Origin of the sequence: Burkholderia sp. AU45388 (genome assembly GCF_030481585.1) — a bacterium.
GTDB lineage: Bacteria > Pseudomonadota > Gammaproteobacteria > Burkholderiales > Burkholderiaceae > Burkholderia > Burkholderia sola.
The window spans coordinates 102,922-126,167 of the sequence record NZ_JAUJPV010000020.1 but is presented as its reverse complement, the minus strand read 5'-3'; the positions used below and the strand labels follow the sequence as shown (position 1 = coordinate 126,167).

Annotated in this window: 15 protein-coding genes and 2 pseudogenes; 9 read left to right on the top strand and 8 right to left on the bottom strand. The window is 68.5% G+C overall.

The annotated features are described in order from the left end of the window. The first annotated feature begins 40 nt into the window (after positions 1 to 40). The 3 genes from QZM72_RS26700 (at position 41) to QZM72_RS26690 (ending at position 4,287) form a co-directional block, all read left to right on the top strand. A complete protein-coding gene (locus QZM72_RS26700; protein ID WP_089470532.1) occupies positions 41 to 661 on the top strand; it encodes a LysE family translocator in 621 nt (206 codons plus the stop codon). A gap of 286 nt (positions 662 to 947) precedes the next feature. Next, entirely contained in the window at positions 948 to 2,537 is a 1,590-nt protein-coding gene (locus QZM72_RS26695) for a protease pro-enzyme activation domain-containing protein (RefSeq protein WP_301739638.1), read from the top strand. 73 nt (positions 2,538 to 2,610) lie between these two features. After that, positions 2,611 to 4,287, top strand: a complete 1,677-nt coding sequence (locus QZM72_RS26690; RefSeq protein ID WP_089470530.1) for a S10 family peptidase — start codon at positions 2,611 to 2,613, stop codon at positions 4,285 to 4,287. A 75-nt stretch (positions 4,288 to 4,362) separates the two neighbouring features. Here QZM72_RS26690 and nadE read toward each other — a convergent pair whose 3' ends face one another. The 3 genes from nadE to QZM72_RS26675 form a co-directional block, all read right to left on the bottom strand. Continuing rightward, a complete protein-coding gene (gene nadE / locus QZM72_RS26685) occupies positions 4,363 to 5,211 on the bottom strand; it encodes an ammonia-dependent NAD(+) synthetase (RefSeq protein WP_301739637.1) in 849 nt (282 codons plus the stop codon). 250 nt (positions 5,212 to 5,461) lie between these two features. Then, a complete protein-coding gene (locus QZM72_RS26680; RefSeq protein WP_301739636.1) occupies positions 5,462 to 6,331 on the bottom strand; it encodes a DMT family transporter in 870 nt (289 codons plus the stop codon). 223 nt (positions 6,332 to 6,554) lie between these two features. Beyond that, positions 6,555 to 6,740 carry a hypothetical protein gene (locus QZM72_RS26675; protein ID WP_006480515.1) on the bottom strand — a complete coding sequence of 62 codons (186 nt, stop codon included), beginning with the start codon at positions 6,738 to 6,740 and terminating at the stop codon, positions 6,555 to 6,557. Positions 6,741 to 6,957: 217 nt separating this feature from the next. On the opposite strand from QZM72_RS26675, the gene QZM72_RS26670 reads away from it, so the two are divergent. Beyond that, positions 6,958 to 7,716, top strand: coding sequence for a DeoR/GlpR family DNA-binding transcription regulator (locus QZM72_RS26670; protein WP_089470527.1), 759 nt, complete (start codon positions 6,958 to 6,960; stop codon positions 7,714 to 7,716). Positions 7,717 to 7,821: 105 nt separating this feature from the next. Next, positions 7,822 to 9,612, top strand: coding sequence for a phospholipase D-like domain-containing protein (locus QZM72_RS26665; protein ID WP_301739635.1), 1,791 nt, complete (start codon positions 7,822 to 7,824; stop codon positions 9,610 to 9,612). A 65-nt stretch (positions 9,613 to 9,677) separates the two neighbouring features. Here the strand turns inward: QZM72_RS26665 and QZM72_RS26660 are convergent, their stop codons facing one another. From QZM72_RS26660 to QZM72_RS26650, 3 genes and pseudogenes are all read right to left on the bottom strand, one after another. Beyond that, positions 9,678 to 10,352, bottom strand: coding sequence for a TetR family transcriptional regulator (locus QZM72_RS26660; RefSeq protein ID WP_012339399.1), 675 nt, complete (start codon positions 10,350 to 10,352; stop codon positions 9,678 to 9,680). Between the two features lie 105 nt (positions 10,353 to 10,457). Then, positions 10,458 to 11,726, bottom strand: a complete 1,269-nt coding sequence (locus QZM72_RS26655) for an FAD-binding oxidoreductase (RefSeq protein ID WP_089470525.1) — start codon at positions 11,724 to 11,726, stop codon at positions 10,458 to 10,460. Between the two features lie 92 nt (positions 11,727 to 11,818). Continuing rightward, positions 11,819 to 12,010: pseudogene (locus QZM72_RS26650) on the bottom strand (lysine transporter); the annotation flags it as partial. Positions 12,011 to 12,634: 624 nt separating this feature from the next. Here QZM72_RS26650 and QZM72_RS26645 point away from each other — a divergent pair. Then, positions 12,635 to 14,146, top strand: a complete 1,512-nt coding sequence (locus QZM72_RS26645) for an aldehyde dehydrogenase family protein (RefSeq protein ID WP_124468179.1) — start codon at positions 12,635 to 12,637, stop codon at positions 14,144 to 14,146. Between the two features lie 139 nt (positions 14,147 to 14,285). Here QZM72_RS26645 and QZM72_RS26640 read toward each other — a convergent pair whose 3' ends face one another. Further along, positions 14,286 to 16,748 (bottom strand): DUF3772 domain-containing protein, encoded by a 2,463-nt coding sequence (locus QZM72_RS26640; RefSeq protein ID WP_301739634.1) that lies wholly within the window; start codon positions 16,746 to 16,748, stop codon positions 14,286 to 14,288. 441 nt (positions 16,749 to 17,189) lie between these two features. Here QZM72_RS26640 and QZM72_RS26635 point away from each other — a divergent pair, with 441 nt between their 5' ends. From QZM72_RS26635 to QZM72_RS26625, 3 genes and pseudogenes are all read left to right on the top strand, one after another. Continuing rightward, positions 17,190 to 18,608 carry an MFS transporter gene (locus QZM72_RS26635; RefSeq protein WP_301739633.1) on the top strand — a complete coding sequence of 473 codons (1,419 nt, stop codon included), beginning with the start codon at positions 17,190 to 17,192 and terminating at the stop codon, positions 18,606 to 18,608. A gap of 362 nt (positions 18,609 to 18,970) precedes the next feature. After that, a complete protein-coding gene (locus tag QZM72_RS26630) occupies positions 18,971 to 20,287 on the top strand; it encodes a hypothetical protein (RefSeq protein WP_301739632.1) in 1,317 nt (438 codons plus the stop codon). Between the two features lie 64 nt (positions 20,288 to 20,351). Beyond that, a pseudogene (locus QZM72_RS26625) lies at positions 20,352 to 20,855 on the top strand (adenosine deaminase); the annotation flags it as partial. Positions 20,856 to 20,949: 94 nt separating this feature from the next. On the opposite strand, the gene QZM72_RS26620 reads toward QZM72_RS26625, so the two are convergent. Then, complete coding sequence (locus QZM72_RS26620; protein ID WP_301739631.1) at positions 20,950 to 23,181, bottom strand: penicillin-binding protein 1A; 2,232 nt, start codon at positions 23,179 to 23,181, stop codon at positions 20,950 to 20,952. Between the last annotated feature and the right edge of the window lie 65 nt (positions 23,182 to 23,246).

The following is a 23,246-nucleotide window of genomic DNA, read 5'->3' as shown; positions in this document are numbered from 1 at the left end:
TCAACGGCAACATATCGTCATTGAAGGACGGGGGCAGACCATGATTTCCACGCATTTGCTGTTGATTTATCTCGCCGCGCTGGCGGCCATTTACGCGGTGCCGGGGCCCGACATGGCGCTCGTGCTGCAGACCAGCATCGGCCGCGGCGTGCGGCCGGGGATGGCCGCGGCGGCCGGCCTGTCGCTCTCGCGCACCGCGCACGTGACGCTGTCGGCGTGCGGGGTCGCGGCGCTGATTCGCAGCGCGCCCTGGCTCTACGAGGTGATCCGCTACGGCGGCGCGCTCTATCTCGCGTATGTCGCGATCCAGGTGTTCCGCTCGCCGGTGTTCGCGCTCGGCGACGGCGACGCGGCGGCGGGCGAACTGCGGCAGTCGTTCGTGAAGGGGCTGCTGACCAACCTGCTGAACCCGAAGGCGCTGCTGTTCTGCTCGGTGCTGCTGCCGCAGTTCGTGCGGCCCGAGGCCGGGCCGGTCGTCTGGCAGATGTTCGAGCTCGGCGCGCTGCTGGTGGCGGCCGGCGTGTGTTTCGACCTCGCGTGCGTGTTCGGCGCGTCGCGCATCGCGGCGTGGATGCGCGCGCATCCGCTCGCGCAGACGGTGCAGCGCTGGACCTTTTCCGCCGCGTTGATCGGTTTTGCGCTGCGGTTGTCGATGGACTGAGCATTGCCGCCGCATGGCTGCCGCTGCCGCTGCCGCGCGAATCGAGCGGCCGCGCGGGCAAGCCGTGTGCGAATCCTGTGGGCCGCGCGCCATGCCGGCCTTCCCGCGTGCGCGTTGCCGTAGAAGGGCGTGCGCGCAAATCGTCTGACTGTTCTAAACTTCCTCTAACTTCGCGCCGTCGCAAATGCGCCGTCGCGAATCGACCGACCGAACGGAACCGTCTTCCGCAGGCTATGTCCGATTTCCTGGCTGTTCCGTGCAACGCGGTACCAAGGAGGGTCTGAACATGGCAAGGCAGCTTCAAGCCGACCGTGAACCCCGTATCGTCGCCGAGTCCAAGTGTCTCGGCCAGTGCGATCCGGCAGAACGCATCCACGTCACGATCATGTTGCGGCGGCAGGAAGAAGGGCAACTCGATGCATTGGTCCACCAACTCGCCACCGGCGACGCCGGCGCGAAACCGCTGTCGCGCGACGCATTCGCGCAGCGTTTCTCCGCCAATCCCGACGATATCCGCAAGACCGAGGACTTCGCGCACCGTCATCAACTGACGGTCGATCGCGTCGATCCGGTCGAAAGCGTCGTCGTGCTGTCCGGCACGATCGCGCAGTTCGAAGCCGCGTTCAGCGTGAAGCTCGAACGTTTCGAGCATCGGTCGATCGGCCAGTATCGCGGCCGCTCGGGCCCGATCGTGTTGCCCGACGATATCGGCGATGCGGTGACGGCCGTGCTCGGCCTCGACAGCCGGCCGCAGGCGCGGCCGCACTTCCGCTTCCGTCCGCCGTTCAAGCCGGCGGGCGGCGCGGCGGCCGTCACGTTCACGCCGATCCAGCTTGCGTCGCTGTACGACTTTCCGGCCGGCGACGGCGCCGGGCAATGCATCGCGATCGTCGAGCTCGGCGGCGGCTATCGCGCGGCCGACATCCAGCAGTATTTCCGCGGGCTCGGGATCACGACGCCGCCGACGCTCGTCGACGTGAACGTCGGCACCGGCCGCAATGCGCCGACCGGCGAGCCGAACGGCCCGGACGGCGAAGTCGCGCTCGACGTCGAGATCGCCGGCGCGATCGCACCGGCCGCGAAGATCGCGGTCTACTTCGCGCCGAACAGCGACGCGGGCTTCATCCAGGCCGTCAACGCGGCCGTCACCGACAAGACCCACCGACCTTCCGTGATCTCGATCAGCTGGGGCGGCCCGGAAGCGATCTGGCAGGCGCAGTCGGCGCACGCGTTCAACCGCGTGCTGCAGGCGGCCGCCGCGCAGGGCATCACCGTCTGTGCGGCGTCGGGCGACAGCGGCTCGGGCGACGGGCTGCAGGATGGCGCCGATCACGTCGATTTCCCCGCGTCGAGCCCGTACGTGCTCGGCTGCGGCGGCACGCAGCTCAATGCGTTGCCCGGGCAGGGCATCCGCAGCGAGGTCACGTGGAACGACGAGGCGGCCGGCGGCGGCGCGGGCGGCGGCGGCGTCAGTTCGCTGTTCGACCTGCCGGCGTGGCAGCAGGGGCTGAAGGTCGCGCTCGCCGACGGCACCACCAAGCCGCTCGCGAAGCGCGGCGTGCCGGACGTGGCCGGCGACGCGTCGCCGCAGACGGGTTACGAAGTGTCGGTCGCCGGCACGCCCTCGGTGATGGGCGGCACGAGCGCGGTCGCCCCGCTGTGGGCCGCGCTGATCGCGCGGATCAATGCGGCGGCCGGCGCGTCGGCCGGCTGGATCAATCCGGTGCTGTACAAGCATCCGGGCGCGCTGCGCGACATCACGAAAGGATCGAACGGCACGTATGCGGCCGCGTCCGGCTGGGACGCGTGCACGGGCCTCGGCAGCCCGAACGGCGCGCAGCTCGCCGCGATCCTGGCGCGCAAGCCGTCGAGCTGACGCGCGGGCGCACGCCTTTCCGTCCGACGCGGGTGGTCTGCCCGCGTCTTTTTTCACCTCCAGGAGCAGCACGATGGGCAACGATTCCGCATCTTCCGGCGGCGTGTATCCGCTGCATCACGGCGACCACAATTCGCATGGCGTGCCGCCGACCATCAATCCGGTCGCGCTGAGCCACGGCCGCGACCAGCCGTTCTTCGATCCGGTCGCGTACGGCAACGGCCCCGACGACTCGGTGACCGACACGACCGAGGCGGCCGCGATCACGCACCACACGATCCTGATCGACGGGAAGCGGATCGCGTACACGGCGACGGCCGGCCATCTCGTGACGGTCGATCCGAGCAGTTCGCAGCCGGCCGCGAAGCTCTTCTACGTCGCGTTCACGGCCGACGGCGCGAAGGAGGAAACGCGGCCCGTGACGTTCTTCTACAACGGCGGGCCCGGTTCGTCGTCGGTGTTCGTGCTGCTCGGCTCGTTCGCGCCGAAGCGCATCAAGACGTCGATGCCGGGTTTCACGCCGCCCGCGCCGTACCAGCTCGAAGACAACCCGGACAGCATGATCGACCACAGCGACCTGGTGTTCATCAACCCGGTCGGCACCGGTTATTCGGCGGCCGTCGCGCCGAACAAGAACCGTGACTTCTGGGGCGTCGACCAGGATGCGGATTCGCTGAAGCAGTTCATCAAGCGCTACCTGACGAAGAACAACCGCTGGAATTCGCCGAAATACCTGTTCGGCGAATCGTACGGCACCGCGCGCAGCTGCGTGCTCGCATACAAGCTGCACGAGGATGGCGTCGACCTGAACGGCGTCACGCTGCAATCGTCGATCCTCGATTACCGGCAGGCCGGCAACCCGGTCGGCGCGCTGCCGACCGCCGCGGCCGACGCGTGGTATCACAAGAAGCTCGGCATCAAGCCGGCGCCGAGCGATCTCGGTGCGTTCGTCGAGGAAGTCGCGCAGTTCGCGCGCACCGACTACCTGAGCGCGCTGCGCGCGGTGCCGCATGCGAACCCGGCCACCGTGCAGAAACTGTCGGCATACACGGGCATCGATACGGCGACGCTGCAGACGTGGGGGCTCGACATCGCCGGCTATGATGCGCGCGGCAACTCGCTGTTCCTGACGACGCTGCTGCATGCGCAGGGGCTCGCGCTCGGTTCGTACGACGGCCGCGTGACCGGGATCTCGTCGGGCATCGCCGGCAAGATCGACCCGAATTCGGGCGGCAACGATCCGACGATGACGGCCGTGACGGGCGTCTATACGGCGATGTGGAACAGCTATCTGAACGAGCAGTTGAAGTTCACGTCGAACTCGGCATTCACGGACCTGAACGACCAGGCCTTCAAGAACTGGGATTTCGGCCACATCGACCCGACCGGCGCGCAGCAGGGCATCGATGCGCAGGGCAACGTGATCCTCTACACGGCCGGCGACCTCGCCGCGGTGATGGCGCTGAACGTCGACCTGAAGGTGCTGTCGGCGAACGGCTTCTACGATTTCGTCACGCCGTTCTACCAGACCGTGATCGATCTGCAGCAGATGCCGCTGGAGGACCAGAAGGTGCGGCAGAACCTGTCCGCGCGGTTCTATCCGTCGGGGCACATGGTGTATCTCGACGGCGGCTCGCGCACCGCGCTCAAGCGCGATCTCGCGACGATGTACGACGCGACGGTCAGCGATACGGGTGCGCGGATGCGGATTCGCGCGCTGCAGGCGAAGAAGACGGGCGGGAACGCGTAGCGTTGCCCGTCGCGTGGAAGCCGCGCGCGGCCGTGACGGTGCGCGCGGCGGCAGGTCGGTAGCCGGGCGGCCGGCTTACGCGGCCGGCCAGTCGAACGGCGTGTACGGCAGCGCGCGCTTGTGGCGCGAACCGTCGAAGAAGCGCAGCACCGTTTCGTACACGCGGTCTTCCACCGGCTTGCCTTCGAGGAAATCGTCGATCTCGTCGTAGGTCACGCCGTACGCGTGCTCGTCGGGGCGCAGCGGGCGCAATTCCTCGAGGTCGGCCGTCGGCACCTTCATCACGATCAGCTCGTCGCCGCCGAGCGCGCGTGCGACCCCGCGCACGCGGCGCTTGCTCAGGCCCGCGAGCGGCAGGATGTCCGCGCCGCCGTCGCCGAACTTCGTGAAGAAACCCATCAGCGATTCGGCCGCGTGGTCGGTGCCGATCACGATGCCGCGCCGCGCGCCCGCCACCGCGTACTGCGCGATCATGCGCTCGCGCGCCTTGATGTTGCCGTGCACGAAATCCTGCTGCGCCGGCGTTTCGAACGCGTGGCCGGACGCGACCAGCGAGCCGAGCATCGCGTCGGCGGCCGGCTTCACGTCGACCGTCAATACCTCGTCCGCGCGCACGAACGCGAGCGCGCGCTGCGCATCCTCTTCGTCGTTCTGCACGCCGTTCGGCAAGCGCATCGCGATGAAGCGTGCGTCGTAGCCACCGGCGCGCAGGCGCTCGACCGACAGTTGCGCGAGCCGGCCGGCCGTCGACGAATCGACGCCGCCGCTGATGCCGAGCACGTAGGTCCGCAGGCCGGTCGAACGAAGGTACTGCGCGAGGAAATCGACGCGGCGCTCGATTTCGGCCTCGGCGTCGAAGTGCGGGGCGACGTTCAGTTCGGCAATGATCGCGCGTTGGCGGCTGGCGTAATCGGCGGATGTCATGAGGGAAGTTCCGGGACGAAATGCAAGGCGCTCATCATAAGCGCAATCGCGGCGCGCCGCCGCGCCGGACAGGCGTTTCCGGCGGTTTCGCGTTGCATCGGCGAGACGCACCGCATCGCCGTGGTGCGCGGTGCGCCGGGCGGGTGCAGAAGATGCCGCGCGAAGGGCGGCCGTGCGCGCGGCTTCGGCGAGGCGGGATGGAGGCTCGATGACGGCGTGGCCGCTCGATCCCGCGTGCGTCTTCGCCCCGTCAGCGCCGCGCGAGCACGACGCCCACCAGCGCGAGCGCGAAGCCGGCGAGCTGGATCGTCGCGAGCGTTTCGCCGAACAGCGCGTAACCCTGTAGCGCGGCCAGCGGCGGCGCGAGAAACAGCAGCGACGTCGCGCGCGCCGCATTGCCGTGCCGCAGCATCCACATCAGCATCGTGACCGCGCCGCCGGACAGGAACACGATGCCCCACACGAGCGACACCCACAGCGCCGGCGCGTCGATCCAGCGGGTTTCATGGAGCAGCACGACGAAGACGGCCGCGACGAGCGCCGCGCCGAAGTTCTGCACGGCGACCGCCGTGCGCAGGTCGCTCTGCGCGAGCTTGCCTTTCTGGTACAGCGAGCCGGCGGTGATCGACCCGACCGCCAGGACCGACACGGTGACGACGAGCCACGCAGGCGCGGCGCCCGGCGGCGGCGCGACGCCGCCCGTGACTTTCGGCGCGAGCACGAGCGCGACGCCGGCGAGCCCGAGCGCCATCCCGAGCCAGCCGCGCGCGGGCAGACGTTCGTTGAACAGCGGAACCGCGAGCACGGCGGTGGCAAGCGGCTGCAGCGCGCCGAGCAGCGCCATCACGCCCGCATTCAACCCTTGCGCGACGGCCCAGTAGCTCGCGCCGAGATAGACGCCTTGCAGCAGCGCGCCGGCGATCAGGTGGCGCGGCCATTCGCGGCGGCCCGGCCACGGCGCGCGCGCGGCGAGCGCCACCACGCCGAACAGCACGGCCGTGCCGGCGAAGCGCGCGAGCAGGAACAGGTTGGGATCGGCGTAGGGCTTGATTGCCCGCGCAACGATGAAGCCGGTGGACCAGAGCGCGACGAAAACGGCGGCGACGATCGAGTTGAGCATGCATGACGGGCCGCGACGCGGCCGGACGGAACCGGGAAGTCGACCAGTATCGGCCGAAGCGGCGCCGGCGTCTTGTCGAATCCTGCACTCATGCCGCGGGGCGCGTGAGCGGGGCGGCGGTCATCGCGCGCCGGGGTGCGCGGGGCGGCGGGGATGATCGTCTGCGGCACCGCACGGTGCGGCACGGTGCTGCGCTGCGCGGATGGGCGCGCAGTCGCGACGCTCAGTCGATCGAGAACGTATCGAGCGGTTGGTTGGCGCGCGCGTCGGTCGCGAAACGCGCGGCGAGCTGTTCGTAGAGCCGGCGCGCTTCGTCGAGCGTCAGGTCGATCCAGTACGGATCGCCCGCCGCGTCGTTGAGGCGTTCCGGCGGAAACTGGATTTCGATCACACTGCCTTTGCGATACATGGCGCGAGCCCCTTTGTTGGTCGGTCTTGGCCGGTCGTTCGGCGAAGCGCAAAGTGTAGCAACCGGCGCCGCGCGGATTCGCGCGCGCCGGGCAATACAGAATTTCGCTTTCGGGAAACGCGCCCGGCCGTGTTTCCCGGCCCGGTCAAATGGTCGTCAAACGTCCGTAATACAATGGCCGGCTTACCCATTACCAGTCGCCTCGGGCGCACACGCGATGCTGGCGGAACAACGTCATCAATACATCCTGACGGAGCTTGGGCGCTCGGGCGCGCTGTCGGTCGCTGAGCTCGTGCGTTCGCTCGACGTGTCGCGCGAAACCGTGCGGCGCGACCTGAACGCGCTGGCCGCGCGCGGCCTGCTCGTGATGACGCATGGCGGCGCGCTGGCCGCGGATCGCCGCGAGCCGACCCTGTCCGAGCGCGAAGCCGCGAACGCCGACGCGAAGCGCACGATCGGGCGGCGCGCGGCCGAATTCGTACCCGACGATGCATCGGTGCTGATCGATTCGGGCAGCACGCCGCATGCGGTCGCGCTGGCGCTCGCCGACCGGCACCGGCTGTCGATCTACACGAACGACTGGCGCACCGCGTTCGTGCTCGCGCGGCGCAACGGCAACCGCGTGACGCTGCTCGGCGGCGAGCTGTCCGACGACGAGGACGCGACGTTCGGGCTCGACACGATCCACCAGCTCGCGCAATACCACGTCGATTTCGCGTTCGTCGGCGCCGGCGGCATCACGCCCGACGGCGAGTGCACCGACTACTCGCGGCTCGCGGCCGAAGTGCGCAGCCGGATGATCGCGGCGGCGGGCATGGCGATCATCGTCGCCGACCATTCGAAATTCGGCCGCGTGACGCCGGTGCGGATCAACGGCACGTCCGCCGCCCGCTATCTGGTCACCGAGCGCGCACCCGACAAGGCCGTGCGCCGCGCGCTGACGGCACGCGGGATCGAGTTGCTCGTCTGCGACTGACGCGCGTCCGACATACAAGGTTCATCGAACCGTCATCGCGCGGGAAAAACCGCCATCAAGACTGACGCATTCATCTCGACCGGCCGCCCGGCCAGGGAGCAACGAATGACCGTCAGCGTGCGCAGCTATCTTTCCCCCACCCTGGTCCTGCTGGCTTTCGACTGGCCCGATGCGGCGTCGCGGTCCGATTTCCTCGGCTTCGCGATCCGGCGCACGCCGGGCTTCTGGTCGGCCGACGGCAAGACGCGTGCGCCGGACAGCTGGCTGCCCAACCGCCTGACGTTCGACGGCCCGGCCGCCGACACGCAGGGCGATGCGCCGACCGATCAGGCGCCGATCCAGAAATTCATGTGGTGGGATGCGCGCATCGATCCGCAGGACCGCGGCGCGTCGTTCCGCTACGACGTCTATCCCGTCGTCGGCACGCCGGCGAACCTGCAAGTGCTCGACGCGCAAGCCGGCGTGTGCGACGTCGTGCTGCCCGCGCACGTCGAGGACGGCATCGGCACGTGGTTCAACCGCGCGGTGGTCAGCTCGCAGGCGTTCGCGAAGCAGGTCGCGGCGCTCGGCCTCGCGCCGAATGCTGCGCCGAGCGCCGCCCAGGCGCTGAAACTGCGCACGTGGCTCGCGAACGACATGGAACAGGTGTTCGCGCAGATGCTCGATCCCGCGTCGCGCGCGGTGTCGGCCGTCTATCACCTGACCGACGCGCTGTGGGCGCTGCCGGCGTTCGACGCGTTCGGGCGCCAGCACGGCGAAGCGTCGCTCGCGATCGTCTACGACGCGCACACCACGGCGCGCAAGGGCAAGCCGCCGCTGCCGTCGCCGAACCAGCCGGCCGTCGATGCGCTGCAGGGCCTCGCGACGCTCGCGCCGCGCGACAAGACGCACATCATGCACGACAAGTTCATCGTGACCGATGCGCCGTCGAACCCGGCGCCCGCGCGCGTGCTGACCGGTTCCGCGAACTTCACGACCGAGGGGCTGACCGAGCAGGCCAACGTGCTGCATGCGTTCGACTCGCCCGCGCTCGCCGCGCTGTACAACGATCGCGCGCATGCGCTGGCCGGGAATCCGTCGATCGCGGCGACCGCGCGGCTGTCGACGGGCTGGTCGGCGCCGATGACGATCGGCAGCGCGCAGGTGCGTGTCGCCTACTCGCCGGAGCCGGCTGGGCGGCGTACCGAGATCGATACGATCGTTGCCGCGCTCGCGGCCGCGAAGCATTCGGTGTCGTTTTGCCTGTTCATGCCGACCGACGCGGCGCTGCGCGATGCGTGCTTCGCGGCCGGCGACCGCGGGCTGATGATGTTCGGCCTCGTCAACAAGATCAACGTCGGCAGCGCGACGAAGGCCGATGCCGCGCGCCAGGCCGGCCGGACGCTCGATGCGGCGACGCTCGCGAACCTCGAGCTGTACCACCGCAGCCGCGACAACCACGACGTGATCGACGCGTCGTATTTCTCGCCGGCCACGGTGCCGCAGGGCTTCGAGCCGGAGTTGCGGCTCTTCCCGGGCGAACCGGCGCCGGCTTTTCCGCCCGTCGTGATCCATCACAAGTTCATCGTGATCGACGCGGAAGGCGCGAATCCGGTCGTCTATACGGGTTCGGCGAACATGAGCCGCAATTCCGAGCAGTACAACGACGAGAACCTACTGGAGATCCGCGACAAGCGGATCGCGGCGATCTATCTCGCCGAATTCCTGCGGCTGTACGAGCACTACCGCGCCCGCGCGCTGGCGATCCATGCGAAACGGCAGCACGGCACGGGCAAGGGCGCGCATGCGCGGCTCGCGCTTGCGCCCGATTCGAGCTGGGCGAAGAAGTACTACGTGGCGGGCAGCCCGGAAGAGAAGGCGCGGATCGCGCTGGCGTCGACCGCGCCGACGGATTGATGCGCTGAGGTGCCGAAGTTCGAGGGGCGCGGATGTCGCGTGCCCCGGCCGGCTGCCGGCGCCGCTTACGCGGCGACGTAGCGGAGCACCGCGTCGGCGATCGTGTCGCGATGTCGCGCGCGCAGGCGCGGCGCCGACGGGTCGCGGCCGAATGCAGCGCCGAACGTGTAGCGGTTCGCCACGCGGTGGAAGCAGAACGAGCTGATCAGCAGGTGCAGGTCGAATGCGTCGATGTCCTTGCGGAACACGCCGCTGGCCGCGCCGCGCTCGACCAGTTCCTCAAGCGTCTTGATGATGCTGACGTTGCGGTTCTTGAACGACTTCAACTGTTCGACATACTTCGCGCCGTGGATGTTCTCGATCGACACGAGACGGACGAAATCGCGATGCTTGTCGTGATAGTCGAACGTGAATTCGACGAGGCGGCGCATGCCTTCGCGCGGCTCCATGTCGCCGACGTGCAGTTCCTGCTCGAGCGCGCGGATGTCGCCGTACACCTTCTCCAGCACGGCCTCGTACAGGCCTTCCTTGCTTTCGAAGTAGTAATAGAGCATCCGCTTCGTCGTGTTCGTGCGCTCGGCGATCGCGTCGACGCGCGCACCGGCGAGGCCCATCGCGGAGAATTCCTGCGTGGCGACATCGAGGATGTTGCGCTTGGTTTGCTCGGGATCGTATTTACGCCGCGCATCGGACGCAAGCGCGCGGGGGTCGGACGTGGCGGCCTTGCTTCCTGCTTTCATGTGACTTTGTTGTGGTTAGCGGCGGCTTGGAAAAGGCATTCTAGCATGTGGAAAATGCCCGTCCGGCCGACCTGCGGCTCTAATCGGCCAGGCCGCGGCGGGCGCTCAGCGGCGGCAGGATGCGAGCGCGTCGCGGGCCTGATACGCGGTATACGTGAGCTGCGCGGCGGCGAGGCCGGCCAATCCGAACGTGCGCGTGAGCCCGAACGCGGCGAAGCCGTCCGGCACCGGCCGCCCTTCGGCCAGCGCGGCGGCGAGCGCCTCGCCGGCGACGGTGGTCGGCGCCATCCCGTGGCCGCCGAATGCGATCGCGTGCCACACGCCGTCCGCGTCGCGGCCGATCTGCGGCATCTTGTGCCGCGCGTAGCTCATCAGCCCGCCCCACGCGTAGTCGATTTTCACGCCTTCCAGTTGCGGATACACGCGCAGCAGGTCGCGTCGCAGCAGCCGGGCGATCGCGTCGGGGCCGCGGTCGAGCACCGAGATCCGGCCGCCCCACAGGATCCGCGTGTCCTGCAGCGGACGGTAGTAGTCGAACGCGAAACGCGTGTCGTAGATCGCGTACGGCGCGTCGATCGCGTCGGGCAGGCGCGTGCCGAGCGGTTCGGTCGCGATCACGTAGGTCGCGATCGGCAGCACCGCGCGCTCGATGCGCGGCGACACGCCGCGCGCGTAGCCGCCGCCGGCGAACACGACGTCCTTCGCGCGCACCGCACCCTGCGCCGTGCGCACGACGTAGCCGGCGCCGTCGCGTGCGATGCCGAGCGCAGCCGAGCGTTCGTACACGCGTGCACCGCCGCGCGACGCGGCCGCCGCGACGCCGAGCACGTACTTGAGCGGATGGAAGTGGAACGCGTTCGGCTCGAACAGGCCGCCGTAATAGCGCCGCGTTTTCAGCCGCTCGCGCAGTGCGCCGGTCGGCACGGGTTTCCAGTCGACGCCGAGTTCGTTCTTCATCAGCGTGCGCACGCTGTCGAGCCGCGACGGATCGTCGAACCAGTTCGCGAGCATCACGCCCTGATCGACGATGTCGCAGTCGATCCCGTAGCGGGCGATGCGCGCGCGGATCAGGTCGACCGCGTCGACGGTGAGCCGGTACAGCCGGCGCCCTTCGTCGCGGCCGAGCGTGCGCAGCAGGTCGGCGTTGTCGAGGCTGTAGCCGCCGAACACGAAACCGCCGTTGCGGCCCGACGCGCCGAAGCCGACCCGTTCGCCGTCGAGCACGACGACGTCGCGCACGCCGCGCTCGACGAGGCCGAGCGCCGTGCAAAGGCCGGCCAGGCCGCCGCCGACGATGCAGACTTGCGTATCGATCGTGTCGGTCAGTTGCGGGTAGGGCTGGCGGGTAACGGTGGCTTCGTAGAAGTTCTGCATGCGTGTTCGGTGACTCGTGACGGCGGAAAAGCGGACGGCGCGCGTCGATCTTGCCTGAACGCGCGCGCCGCGTCGAATGGGGTTTTCAGCGCGCCGGCCGCGAACGCGACGCCCGCGTGGCGGAACACCAGCGTGAACGGGCTTACGCCGATGTCGGTCACGTCGCTTTTCAGCAGGCTCGGATCGGTGTACGGAACCAGCACGCCGATCACGAAGATCGCGAACACGTAGAACAGCAGGATGCGCCAGAAGATCTGGCTGACCGCGCGCGGAATCGTCGTGCGCTGGGCGCTGTCTCCGGGATTGTTTTTCGTTGACGAAGCGCGACGCGTGGCCGGCCGCGGGGCGGGCAGCGGTGATGGGGTGCGAAGCGGGCCCGCTGGGCCGGGCCCTGGTGCGTGTCGCCTTCGTCGCTCGTCCGGCGGCAGTGGCGGCCGGCGGCGCGCCGGGTGCATCGCACCTCGACGTCGCACCGATTGTGTGGGTCCGATGCACGGGCGGCAAACGACATTTGCGCAACAGGATGATGCGGGATCGTCATCAACTTGTGTCGGACCGGAATGCGTCCGCGTACCCGTCTGCGGGCTTTGGAAACGTCCGATATCGGCACGGGAGCGGGCGCGTCCGGCCGGCTGACTTCTTGCGTTTTGGGAATGAAGTCGTGAGTTAATATCAATAGCGGCGCGACTTGTGGCCATCGACAATGTGTTTCACGGATCGTGCCTCGCGAGGCTGGGGCGCGCCGTCCGGCCGGGCTTGCCGGCGGCGGCGCCGCGTGATGCGCCGGATGGCGCACCGGGCACGCCGCGCGGCGCATCCGCTTGCACGACGCGCTCGAACGCGCTCCAATCGAATCACGCGGGCGGCGCTGCCGCCGCACCGATCAATCTGTCCCTGAAGAGGAAGTGATGCAATTCAACGACATTCTTGCCGCGCTCGACATCGATCTCGCCCAGTGGAAAGGCAATGCGCTGACCGCGCGTTCGCCGCTCGACGGCGCGACGCTCGCGACGCTGGCCGTCGACACGCCCGCCGACGCCGAGCGCAAGATCGACGCCGCGCACGACGCATTCCTCAAGTGGCGCACGGTGCCGGCGCCGGTGCGCGGCGAACTCGTGCGCGTGTTCGGCAACGTGCTGCGTGAGCACAAGGCCGAGCTCGGCCGCCTCGTCACGCTCGAGGCCGGCAAGATCACGTCGGAAGGGCTCGGCGAAGTGCAGGAAATGATCGACATCTGCGATTTCGCGGTCGGTCTGTCGCGCCAGCTTTACGGCCTCACGATCGCGTCCGAGCGCCCGGGCCACCGGATGATGGAAACGTGGCACCCGATCGGCGTGTGCGGCGTGATCTCGGCGTTCAACTTCCCGGTCGCGGTGTGGGCGTGGAATGCGGCGCTTGCATTCGTGTGCGGCGATTCGGTCGTGTGGAAGCCGTCCGAGAAGACGCCGCTCACCGCGATCGCGTGCCACGTGCTGCTCCAGAAGGCGCTCCGCGAGTTCGAGAAGACGCATCCGGGCGTCGCGCCGGCGGAGCTGAGCCAACTGGTGCTCGGCATGCGCGACGTCGGCGAGGTGCTGACGGCGTCGAAGAAGGTGCCGGTCGTCAGCGCGACGGGCAGCGTGCGGATGGGCCAGGAAGTCGCGAAGGTGCTGAGCCAGCGCCTGGCGCGCGGCATCCTCGAACTCGGCGGCAACAACGGAATGATCGTCGCGCCGAGCGCGGATCTCGACCTCGTCGTGCGCGCGGTCACGTTCGCGGCGGTCGGCACCGCCGGCCAGCGCTGCACGACGCTGCGCCGCCTGATCGTGCATCGCAGCCTCGTCGAGCAACTGCTGCCGCGCATCGAGAAGGCTTACGCGTCGGTGAAGGTCGGCAACCCGCTCGAGGAAGGCACGCTGGTCGGCCCGCTGGTCGATCGTGCATCGTTCGACGCGATGCAGAAGGCGCTGGCCGATGCGCGCGAGCAGGGCGGCGAAGTGAAGGGCGGCGAGCGCGTCGACGTGGGTCACGCGGATGCTTACTACGTGCGTCCGGCCATCGTGCGGATGCCGAAGCAATCGGCGGTGGTCGAGCGGGAGACGTTCGCGCCGATCCTGTACGTGATGGTCTACGACAACTTCGAAGACGCGATCGACGTGCACAACGCGGTGCCGCAAGGGCTGTCGTCGGCGATTTTCACGAACGACATGCGCGAGGCCGAGCAGTTCATGTCGGCGGCCGGCAGCGACTGCGGGATCGTCAACGTGAACATCGGCACGAGCGGCGCGGAAATCGGCGGCGCGTTCGGCGGCGAGAAGGAAACGGGCGGCGGGCGTGAATCGGGTTCGGACGCGTGGAAGGCGTATATGCGCCGTGCGACGAATACGATCAACTACAGCCGGCAGTTGCCGCTGGCGCAGGGGGTGAAGTTCGACGTATAAGTGCAGGCGCCCGGCCAGGGCGCTTCGACGGTCGAATGACAAGGGCCGGTTGCCGCGAAAGCGGTAACCGGCCCTTGTCGTTTATTGCGACGCGCGCGTCGCGCCAATCGATCGTGAGCGTGCCCGCTCAATGGCTCACTTACGATTCTTGCCGAGTGGGACCGTCGTTCGTCGGCATGTTCTGCACGACCAGCATCTGCGGGCTCGACAGCGTGATCCCCGCCGCGCGCAACTGCTTGAGGATCTCGAACAGCAGGTCGCTCTTCGTCGAACTCGCGATCCGCGGGCTCGACACGTAGCCCGTCACGCTCAGCGTGATCCCGTCCGGCGCGAGCTGGCTGAACGTCACCGACGGCGCCGGTTTCTCGAGAATCGCCGGGTGCTCGCGATACGCATCGAGCAGCAGGTCGCGCACCTGCTCGGGATCGGTGTTCAGCGGGAACGTCAGCACCAGCGTCGCGACGCCTTGCGTGCTGTTGCCCATCGTCACGTTGCGCACGTTCTGCGAGATCAGCTGCGAATTCGGCACGATCACGGTCGAGCGGTCGCTCAACTGGATCTCGGTCGCGCGCACGTTGATGCGGCGGATGTCGCCTTCGACGCCCGCGATGCTGACCATGTCGCCCACCTTCACCGGGCGCTCGGTCAGCAGGATCAGCCCCGACACGAAGTTCTTCACGATTTCCTGCAGGCCGAAGCCGATACCCACCGACAACGCGCTGACGATCCACGCGAGATTGCTCCACCGGACGCCGAGCAGCCCGAGGGTCATCAGCACGAGCAGCACGTAGCCGACGTTGGTGAACAGCGTGATCAGCGACACGCGCATACCCGTATCCATGCCCAGCGCGGGCATGAACTCGCCGTCGAGCCAGCGGCGCAGGGAGCGCAACAGGTAGAAGCCGATCGCGAAGCCGATCACGGCGTTCATGATCCGGTCGGGCATGATGTTCAGGCTCTGCAGCCGCTGGCTGCCGATCATCGCGACCGCGCTGTCGAGCAGGTCGCCCGGCGTCGTGCCGAAGCCGCCCGTCAGCAGCGCGATCGCCGCGATCAGCATCAGCAGGCTCGTGCCGAAGCCGGACAGGACCGTGCGCGCCTGATCGAGGTGGCGATCTTCGAGTGCGAACAGGTGCTTGATCTGCTGGCCCGTCGACAGGCTCGACGAGAACAGGCTTTCGCTCGCGTCGCGCGTCAACTGGATCAGGATGTAGGTCGCGCACAGCACGATCTCGAACCACACGAGCTCGTACGTGATGAAGCGCGCGACCGTGATGTAGCCGATCAGGAGTGCGATCAACGACGCGACGATCGCGAGCGTGACGCCGGCATGGATCAGGCCCGCGAGCGTCGAGCGCTGCTCGGGCGCCTCGCCGGCCGCCGCGAGCGCGGCGCGTGCGCGGTTCGCGCGCAACAGCGACGCGCCGACCGTCAGCGCGACGACGAGCGATACGATGCCGCGGCCGAACAGCGTGACCGACAGGCTGGTGTCGACGATCCGGTTGATCGATTCGAGCGTGCCCGACACCAGCAGCAGCCCGGCCAGGACGGCGGGGAACGGCTTCATCGCGAGCGCGACGGGATCGGCGAGCGCGGGCAGGCGCCACGACGGATGCTTCGTGCAGAGCAGCGCGCGGCCGAGCCCGGCGATCAATGCGCAGGTCGCGGCGAGCTTCGCGAACTGGTCCCACAGATCGGTCAGCGACGGCGTGAGCTCGTAGTGGCGCGCGACGGCGAGGTAGAGGATCTGGATCGCGATGGCCGTCGCCAGGAAGGTCGACAGCGCGGTCGACAGCGCCAGCGCACTGCGGCGCAGGCGGGTGGGCGGCAGACGGTTCAGCGCGATCCAGGCGAGCCCGCGCTCGATGAGCCGGCGGCCGCCGAGCCATGCGGCGAATGCGGCGATCAGCAGCAGCGTGGTGATCGCCCGTTGTCCGGGCACCCACGACGAACGCAGCATGTCGAACAGTTCGCCGTTGAAATCGTCGAGCCGCTGGCGATCGTCCGGCGACAGGTGAAACAGCGGCAGCCAGAACTGCGCGCTGAAGATGCTGCCCGAACGGAACGCGAGCTGGTTCTTCAGCAGGCTGCGGTGCAGCTTCGCGAACTGCTCGGTCAGGTTCGTGAGGCTCGCCTTCTGGTCGGCGGCCTGCTTCAGCGCGGCGTCGATCTGCGTCTTGCGCGCGTCCAGCGTGGCCCGCTGCTTCGCGACGGCGGGCGTTTCCGGCGCGGCGCCGTCGGCCGGCGGCGGCCCGAGCACGTCGAGTTGCGCCTGAACCTGCGCGCGCTGCGGCGTGAGATCGCTCTGCAGTTTCGCGACATCGGTGCTCAGCTCCTGCGCCGAGTCGTCGAGCCCGTCCAGCTCCTTGCTGTTGGACGCGGTCGAGGTCTGCTGCTTGATGCGGTCCAGCTCGGCCTGCATCTGCTTGAGCTGCGCGATGGCGTCGGGCAGCGAGATGGTCGGCACGGTTGCGCCGACGCCGCTCGCGACGGGCGCGGAAGCGGCCGCCGGAAACGCCGATGCGGTCGCGATCGTCGCGAACTGCAGCAGCGCGATCAGCGCGATCCGGCGGGCATACGTGGATAGTCGTTGTATGGACATGGAATGCTTACGATTTGCCGACAATGCCGGTTGCCGAAAGGCAGCCGGAAGCCGGTAGTTGGGCCGGTAGCATGTTACCGGGGCGCGGCACCCGTGGTTGTCCCGATTGCGTGCCCTCGTTCACGGCGATTCGGGCGGCGCGCGCCGGCGCGAAACCGCGCGGCAGCCCCGTTGTTGCCGCTCTGCGCGGCCGTGGCGCGGGGCGGCAGGGCCGGGAACGGGCCGCCGACGCGCTTTCCGAACCCGACAGACGGTTACGCAATTTACACAATGTCCGGCGGAAAACGGGGCATCGAACGGCTTCGGCGGCTGGCGTGGCCGTCCTGCCGGGCGTGCACATGCGTCGAACGGGCGTGCCGGTACAATGCAGCGATTAGCCCGGCGGCGGTTCGGCGAGCCGCCGGAGAACAACGCACGACACGATCAGGAGACACGCCCAAGATGGCCTCAACGGACAGCCTTTCGCAGGCACCTGCCCAATCCTCATCCATCGACCCCGGCGCCATCTCGGCCCGTCTCGACCGTCTGCCGCCGACGCGCAGCGTCTGGAAGCTCGTCGTGTTGCTGAGCCTCGGCTTCTTCTTCGAGCTCTACGACCTGCTCTACAGCGGCTACGTCGCGCCGGGCCTCGTGAAAAGCGGCATCCTGTCCGCGACGACGCACGGCCTGTTCGGCACCACGGGCGTCGCGAGCTTCATCGCCGCGCTGTTCTCCGGGCTCTTCATCGGCACGATCGCGTGCGGCTTCCTCGCCGACCGGTTCGGCCGCCGCGCGATCTTCACGTGGTCGCTGCTGTGGTACACGGCCGCCAACGTCGTGATGGCGTTCCAGGACACCGCGGCCGGGCTGAACTTCTGGCGCTTCGTCGTCGGTCTCGGCCTCGGCGTCGAGATGGTCACGATCGGCACGTACATCTCCGAACTCGTGCCGAAGCAGATCCGCGGCCGCGCGTTCGCGTGCGAACAGGCGGTGGGGTTCGTCGCGGTGCCGGTGGTCGCGTTCCTTGCTTACCTGCTCGTGCCGCACGCGCCGTTCGGCCTCGACGGCTGGCGCTGGGTCGTGCTGATCGGCGCGCATGGCGCGCTGTTCGTGTGGTGGATTCGACGCGAGCTGCCCGAAAGCCCGCGCTGGCTCGCGCAGCAGGGGCGGGTCGACGAAGCCGACCGCATCATGCGCGCGCTCGAGGCGAAGGTCGAAGCCGAATACGGGCGGCCGCTGCCTCCGCCCGCGCCGGCCGAACCCGTGCCGCCGCGCGGCAGCTTCCGCGACATGTGGGTGCCGCCGTATCGCAGCCGCACGATCATGATGACGATCTTCAACGTGTTCCAGACGGTCGGCTTCTACGGCTTCGCGAACTGGGTGCCGACGCTGCTGATCAAGCAGGGGATCACGATCACATCGAGCCTGATGTATTCGAGCGTGATCGCGCTCGCGGCGCCGATCGGCCCGCTGATCGGCCTCGTGATCGCCGACCGCTTCGAGCGCAAGTCGGTGATCGTCGCGATGGCGGCGGCGATCGTCGTCTGCGGGCTGCTGTTCAGCCAGACGACGGTGGGCGCGTTCCTGATCGTGCTCGGCATCGGCCTCACGCTCGCGAGCAACATCATGTCGTACAGCTTCCACGCGTACCAGGCCGAGTTGTTTCCGACGTCGATTCGCGCGCGGGCCGTCGGCTTCGTCTATTCGTGGAGCCGCTTCTCGGCGATCTTCTCGTCGTTCGTGATCGCGGCCGTGCTGCGCGGTTTCGGCACGTTCGGCGTGTTCGCGTTCATCGCGGGCGCGATGGCGATCGTGATGGCCGCGATCGGAGGGATGGGGCCGCGCACGAAGGGCATCGCACTCGAAGCCATCTCGAAGTAGTCGGCCGGTGCGCGCGCGTGTCGCACGGTTCGTGCGGCATGCGTGCGACGCGGTTGCGTTCCGACGTGCGGCGTCGTCACATGATTGGGGATGCGAATCAACCCAGAAGCATGCAAGCCTTCGAACGCGCGCCGAGATATCCCGTCCGACAGCCTGCCACGCAACGCAACCCGATCGGCAACGAGTTGAAACAAAGCGTGACGAAGCGCAATGACACGTAAAAGCGCGCTTCCGGTCGCTGCCGATCCGCGCATCGACGAGTAGAATGAAGGGCCTGACGACTCATTAGCCGCCATCGGAGCGCCCGCGTTGCATCAGCGAACGGCTCCGCCGCGAAGAGGCGTCGGCGCCGGGCGCACACGATGCGCCGGACGTGTCGATGGCTTGCGCGGAAGACGCGCCGCTCGCACCAGCAGCATGCGGCGGCCGGATCGGCCGATGGCTTCGAACGTATGACTCTTGCCTACTTGACGCGGCGCTTTGCGAAGCCGCGTTGCCTCAGCCGTGCAGTCGCCACAGCCGTGTCGCTCGCTGCCGTGGCGTCGATTTCCGCTCTCGTTGAACGTTCCGCCTTTGCCGCGTCCGATGCGCCGTCATCTGCAGCGCAATCGTCCTCTGTTGCGTTGCCCGCATCGGCGGTCTCCCGCACGCAGCCGGCTTCATCTGCGCATGCGGTATTAGGCGTATCTGCCGCCGCGCCGACATCCGCCGCGTCACACGTGAATCACGCGAATCACACGGAACCCGCGAGTGCGGCATCGGGGGCGTCGGCCGCTTCCTCGGCTTCCGCGGCGTCGGCCGCCGCGCCTGCATCGGCCGCGTCCGGCACGCCCGCCAGCGAGGCCGAACCGGCTCCGCCCACCCCGCCGCGCCGTCATCCGCCGCTGTCGGCCGAGGCGGCGCAAAACGCGACGACACGCGCGCTCGACATGCGCAAGCGCTTCACGCAGGAAGTCACGCGGCGCCTGAACGTGCCCGCGAACGAACAGCGCGCGTACGGCGAGCGCCTTCAGAAAGCGCTCGCCGATGCGGATCTCGGCGATCTTGCCGGCGAATACGTCGTGATGGTCGATCGCGCGCCGAACGTGCAGGCGCTGTTCATCTACTTCCGCGCGACGCCGGCCAATGCATGGTTGATGATCGGCGCCTCGCCGGTCGGCACGGGGCTGCCGGGCCAGTACGACCATTTCCTGACGCCGCTCGGCGTATTCCATCACTCGCCCGACACGATGGATTTCCGCGCGGAAGGCACGACGAACGAGAACGGCATTCGCGGCTACGGCCGGCGCGACATGCGCATCTACGACTTCGGCTGGGTGGACGGCGAGCGCGGCTGGGGCAAGGGCGGCGTGTCGCCGATGCGCTTCCAGATGCATGCGACCGACCCCGACCGGCTCGAAGCGTTGCTCGGCATCCGGCATTCGAAGGGCTGCGTTCGGATTCCCGCGTCGCTGAACACGTTTCTCGACCAGCACGGCCTGCTCGACGACGACTATCAGGCCCGCGTCGAGGCCGGCAAGTCGTTGTGGGTACTGCGTCGCGATCGCGACATCACGCCGATCGCGGGCCGCTACCTGGTCGTGATCGACAGCGCCCGCAAGACCCGCCCGGCGTGGTCGCCGATGCCGGGGCGCGGCGCGTGGTCGAAGCTGCCGAAGGGCGGCGACACGGCGGACTGAGCGCCGGTTCGTCGAGCGCGGCATGCTTGGGATGAGAATAAATCCGTTTTATTGACATTAAGGCGCGCACAACGTCAGCCATGCGGCATGCTTCTGGTATCCGACGGGAACGGTGCACGTGTCGGGCATCGCGTATGCGGATGCGCAGGCCGCGATCGTGACGGCGATTCGCGATGCCGCGCGCGATTTCGGCATCGGCGCGCGCCTGATTCCGAGCATCGACCGCGAGCAGGACCCCGACGAAGCGGTTGCGATTGTCGAGTGAATGAACGCGCATCGCGCGGACGAAGTTGCGGGGCTCGGCATCGATTATCGCGAGAACGACGGGCCGCCCGAACTGTTCTGGAACGCGTACCGCAATGCACGCTCGGCCGGCTTTCGCACGACCGCGCATGCGGGCGAGTTCGGGACGCCGTGGCGCAACGTCGAGACGGCCGTCGACTGCTGCAGGTGGACCGCATCGATCACGGCTATACGATCGTCGACAACCCCGAGCTGTGCGCACGCTATGCGGAGCGCGGGATCGTCTTCACCGTCGTGCCGAGGGATTTCGTACTATCTGCGCACCGCTCTCGAAATCCGGCAGCGGGTTCGCGCTCGTGATCATGCGGGCGGTGTCTTGGTTGAACGATGGCGCACGTCGGGCGCTGCAGCCACCCCGATCAGCGAAAGAACCTCAACCAGTCGAACAGGCCGGAATGCTGCGGTGCGCGCCGCTTCGGCGACGGCGCGCTGCGCGGCCGGAAATCGGGCGAGAACTGCACGTGCGGATCGATCGCCTGCGCACGCAGCGCCGCATCGTAGAACGACCCGACGATCGGCAGCGCGCTGTGCGCGCCCGCGCCCCAGTAGTCGCTGCGCAGCGTCACGCTGCCGTCGTCGAAGCCGACCCACGCGCCCGCCACCAGTTGCGGATGCATCAGGATGAACCAGCCGTCCGTGTTGTCCTGCGTCGTGCCGGTCTTGCCCGCGACGTCGATCCGGATTCCGTAGCGCGAGCGGATGTCCGCGCCGGTCCCGTAATCGACGACGCCGCGCATCGCGTCGACGAGCGTCTGCGCGGCGGCCACCGGCAATGCACGTTCCGGCGGCGCGCTGCCGAACGCGGCGAGCACCCGGCCGTCGCGATCCTCGATGCGCGTGATCATCTGCGGCGCGACGTACACGCCGCGGTTCGCGATCGTGCCGTACGCGGACACCATTTCCTTCAGCGTGACGGGGCTCGTGCCGAGCGCGAGCGACGGCACCGCATCGAGCGGGCTGTCGCGCACGCCCATCGCGCGGGCAAGCTGCGCGACCTTCGCGGCGCCTTCGCGCTGCATGACCTGTGCGGTGATGCGGTTGCGCGACAGCGCGAGCGCGTCGCGCAGCGTCATCGGCTCGCCGGTCGGCGGCTCGGCATCGGTCGGATGCCACACGGCGCGGCCGTCGATCGGGATCGCGACGGGGCGGTCGACGAACGTATCGCCCGGCCGCATCCCGTCCGCGAACGCGGCGCCATAGACGAACGGCTTGAACGTCGAACCCGGCTGGCGCCGCGCCTGTACCACGTGATCGAACGGCTCGCTGCCGAAGTCGGGGCTGCCGACCCACGCGCGGATCGCACCGTTGCGCGGATCGATCGCGACGAAGCCGGCTTGCACCTGCGTTTTGCGCTCGCACAGTGCCCGCATGAACTCGCGATTCGCGCCGAGCTGCTTCAGCGCAACCACATCGGTGAGCCCCGTGTCGCGCGCCTGACGATACTCGGGCGTCTGCCGAATGAAGCCGAGGAACAGGTTGTTGCGCAGCCCGCAACCGGACGGCCCGCGCCACGCGCCGTCGGCGATCGCCTGCAGCCGTTCGGTCTGCCGCGTCAGCGCCTGCGTCGCCATGCCCTGCAGCCGTGCGTCGAGCGTCGTGCGCACCACGAGGCCGTCCGAGTAGAGATCGTAGTTGTTGCGGTCGGCCCATGCGATCAGCCACTTGCGCAGTTGCACCGCGAAATGCGGCGCGAGGCCCGGCTGCGCCGTCTGCGGTTCGAAGTCGACGCGCAGCGGCCGGCGCTGCAGTTTCGCGAGCTGCTGCGGCGACAGCATGCCCATTTGCGCCATTCGGCCGAGCACGATGTTGCGCCGCTGGACCGCGCGTTCCGGATTCAGCACCGGGTTGTAGTAGCTGTTGCCCTTCAGCATCCCGACGAGCGTCGCGCTTTCCGTGATGTCGAGCTGGTCGGCCGACTTGCCGAAGTAGGTGCGCGCGGCCATTTCGACGCCGTACGCGTTGTACAGGAACGGCACGGTGTTCAGGTAGGTTTCGAGGATCTCGTCCTTGCTGTACACCGCTTCGATCTTGAACGCGGTGATCAGCTCCTTCACCTTGCGCGTGAGCGTCGGCGCACGGCCGACTTCGTCGGGATACAGATTGCGCGCGAGCTGCTGCGTGATCGTCGAGCCGCCCTGGCGGTCGCCCGAGAACGTATGCAGCCCGGCCGCGAGCGTGCGGCGCCAGTCGATGCCGTGATGCGCGTAGAAGCGGTGATCCTCGGTCGCGATCAGCGCGTCGACCATGTGCGGCGAGATCTGCTTGAGCGGTACCCATTCGCGGTTCACGGGCCGGAATTCGGCGATCAGCTGGCCGTCGGCCAACAGCACGCGCGCGGGGCGGTCGATGCGCGCCTTGCGGATGTCGCCGATGCTCGGCGTGAACGGAACGAACGCGAGCAGGACCAGCAGGCCCAGCACGGGAATCGCGGCGAGCGTCAGCGCGACGCCGCGCCGGGTCGGACGGCGCAGGCGATGCAGCGCGCCGGCGCCCAGCGCGCGGACGCGCGTGCGGCACGCGGCGGCGAGCGGCGCGACACGGGCGCGGCAACGGAGCCACGCGTTTCGGAGAAACGGCACGAAGCGGTTCAAGGCGGCAGGCGCGCGAATGGAAGACGCGCGATCCTAGCAAACGGAAGCCGCACGCCGGGGCCCGA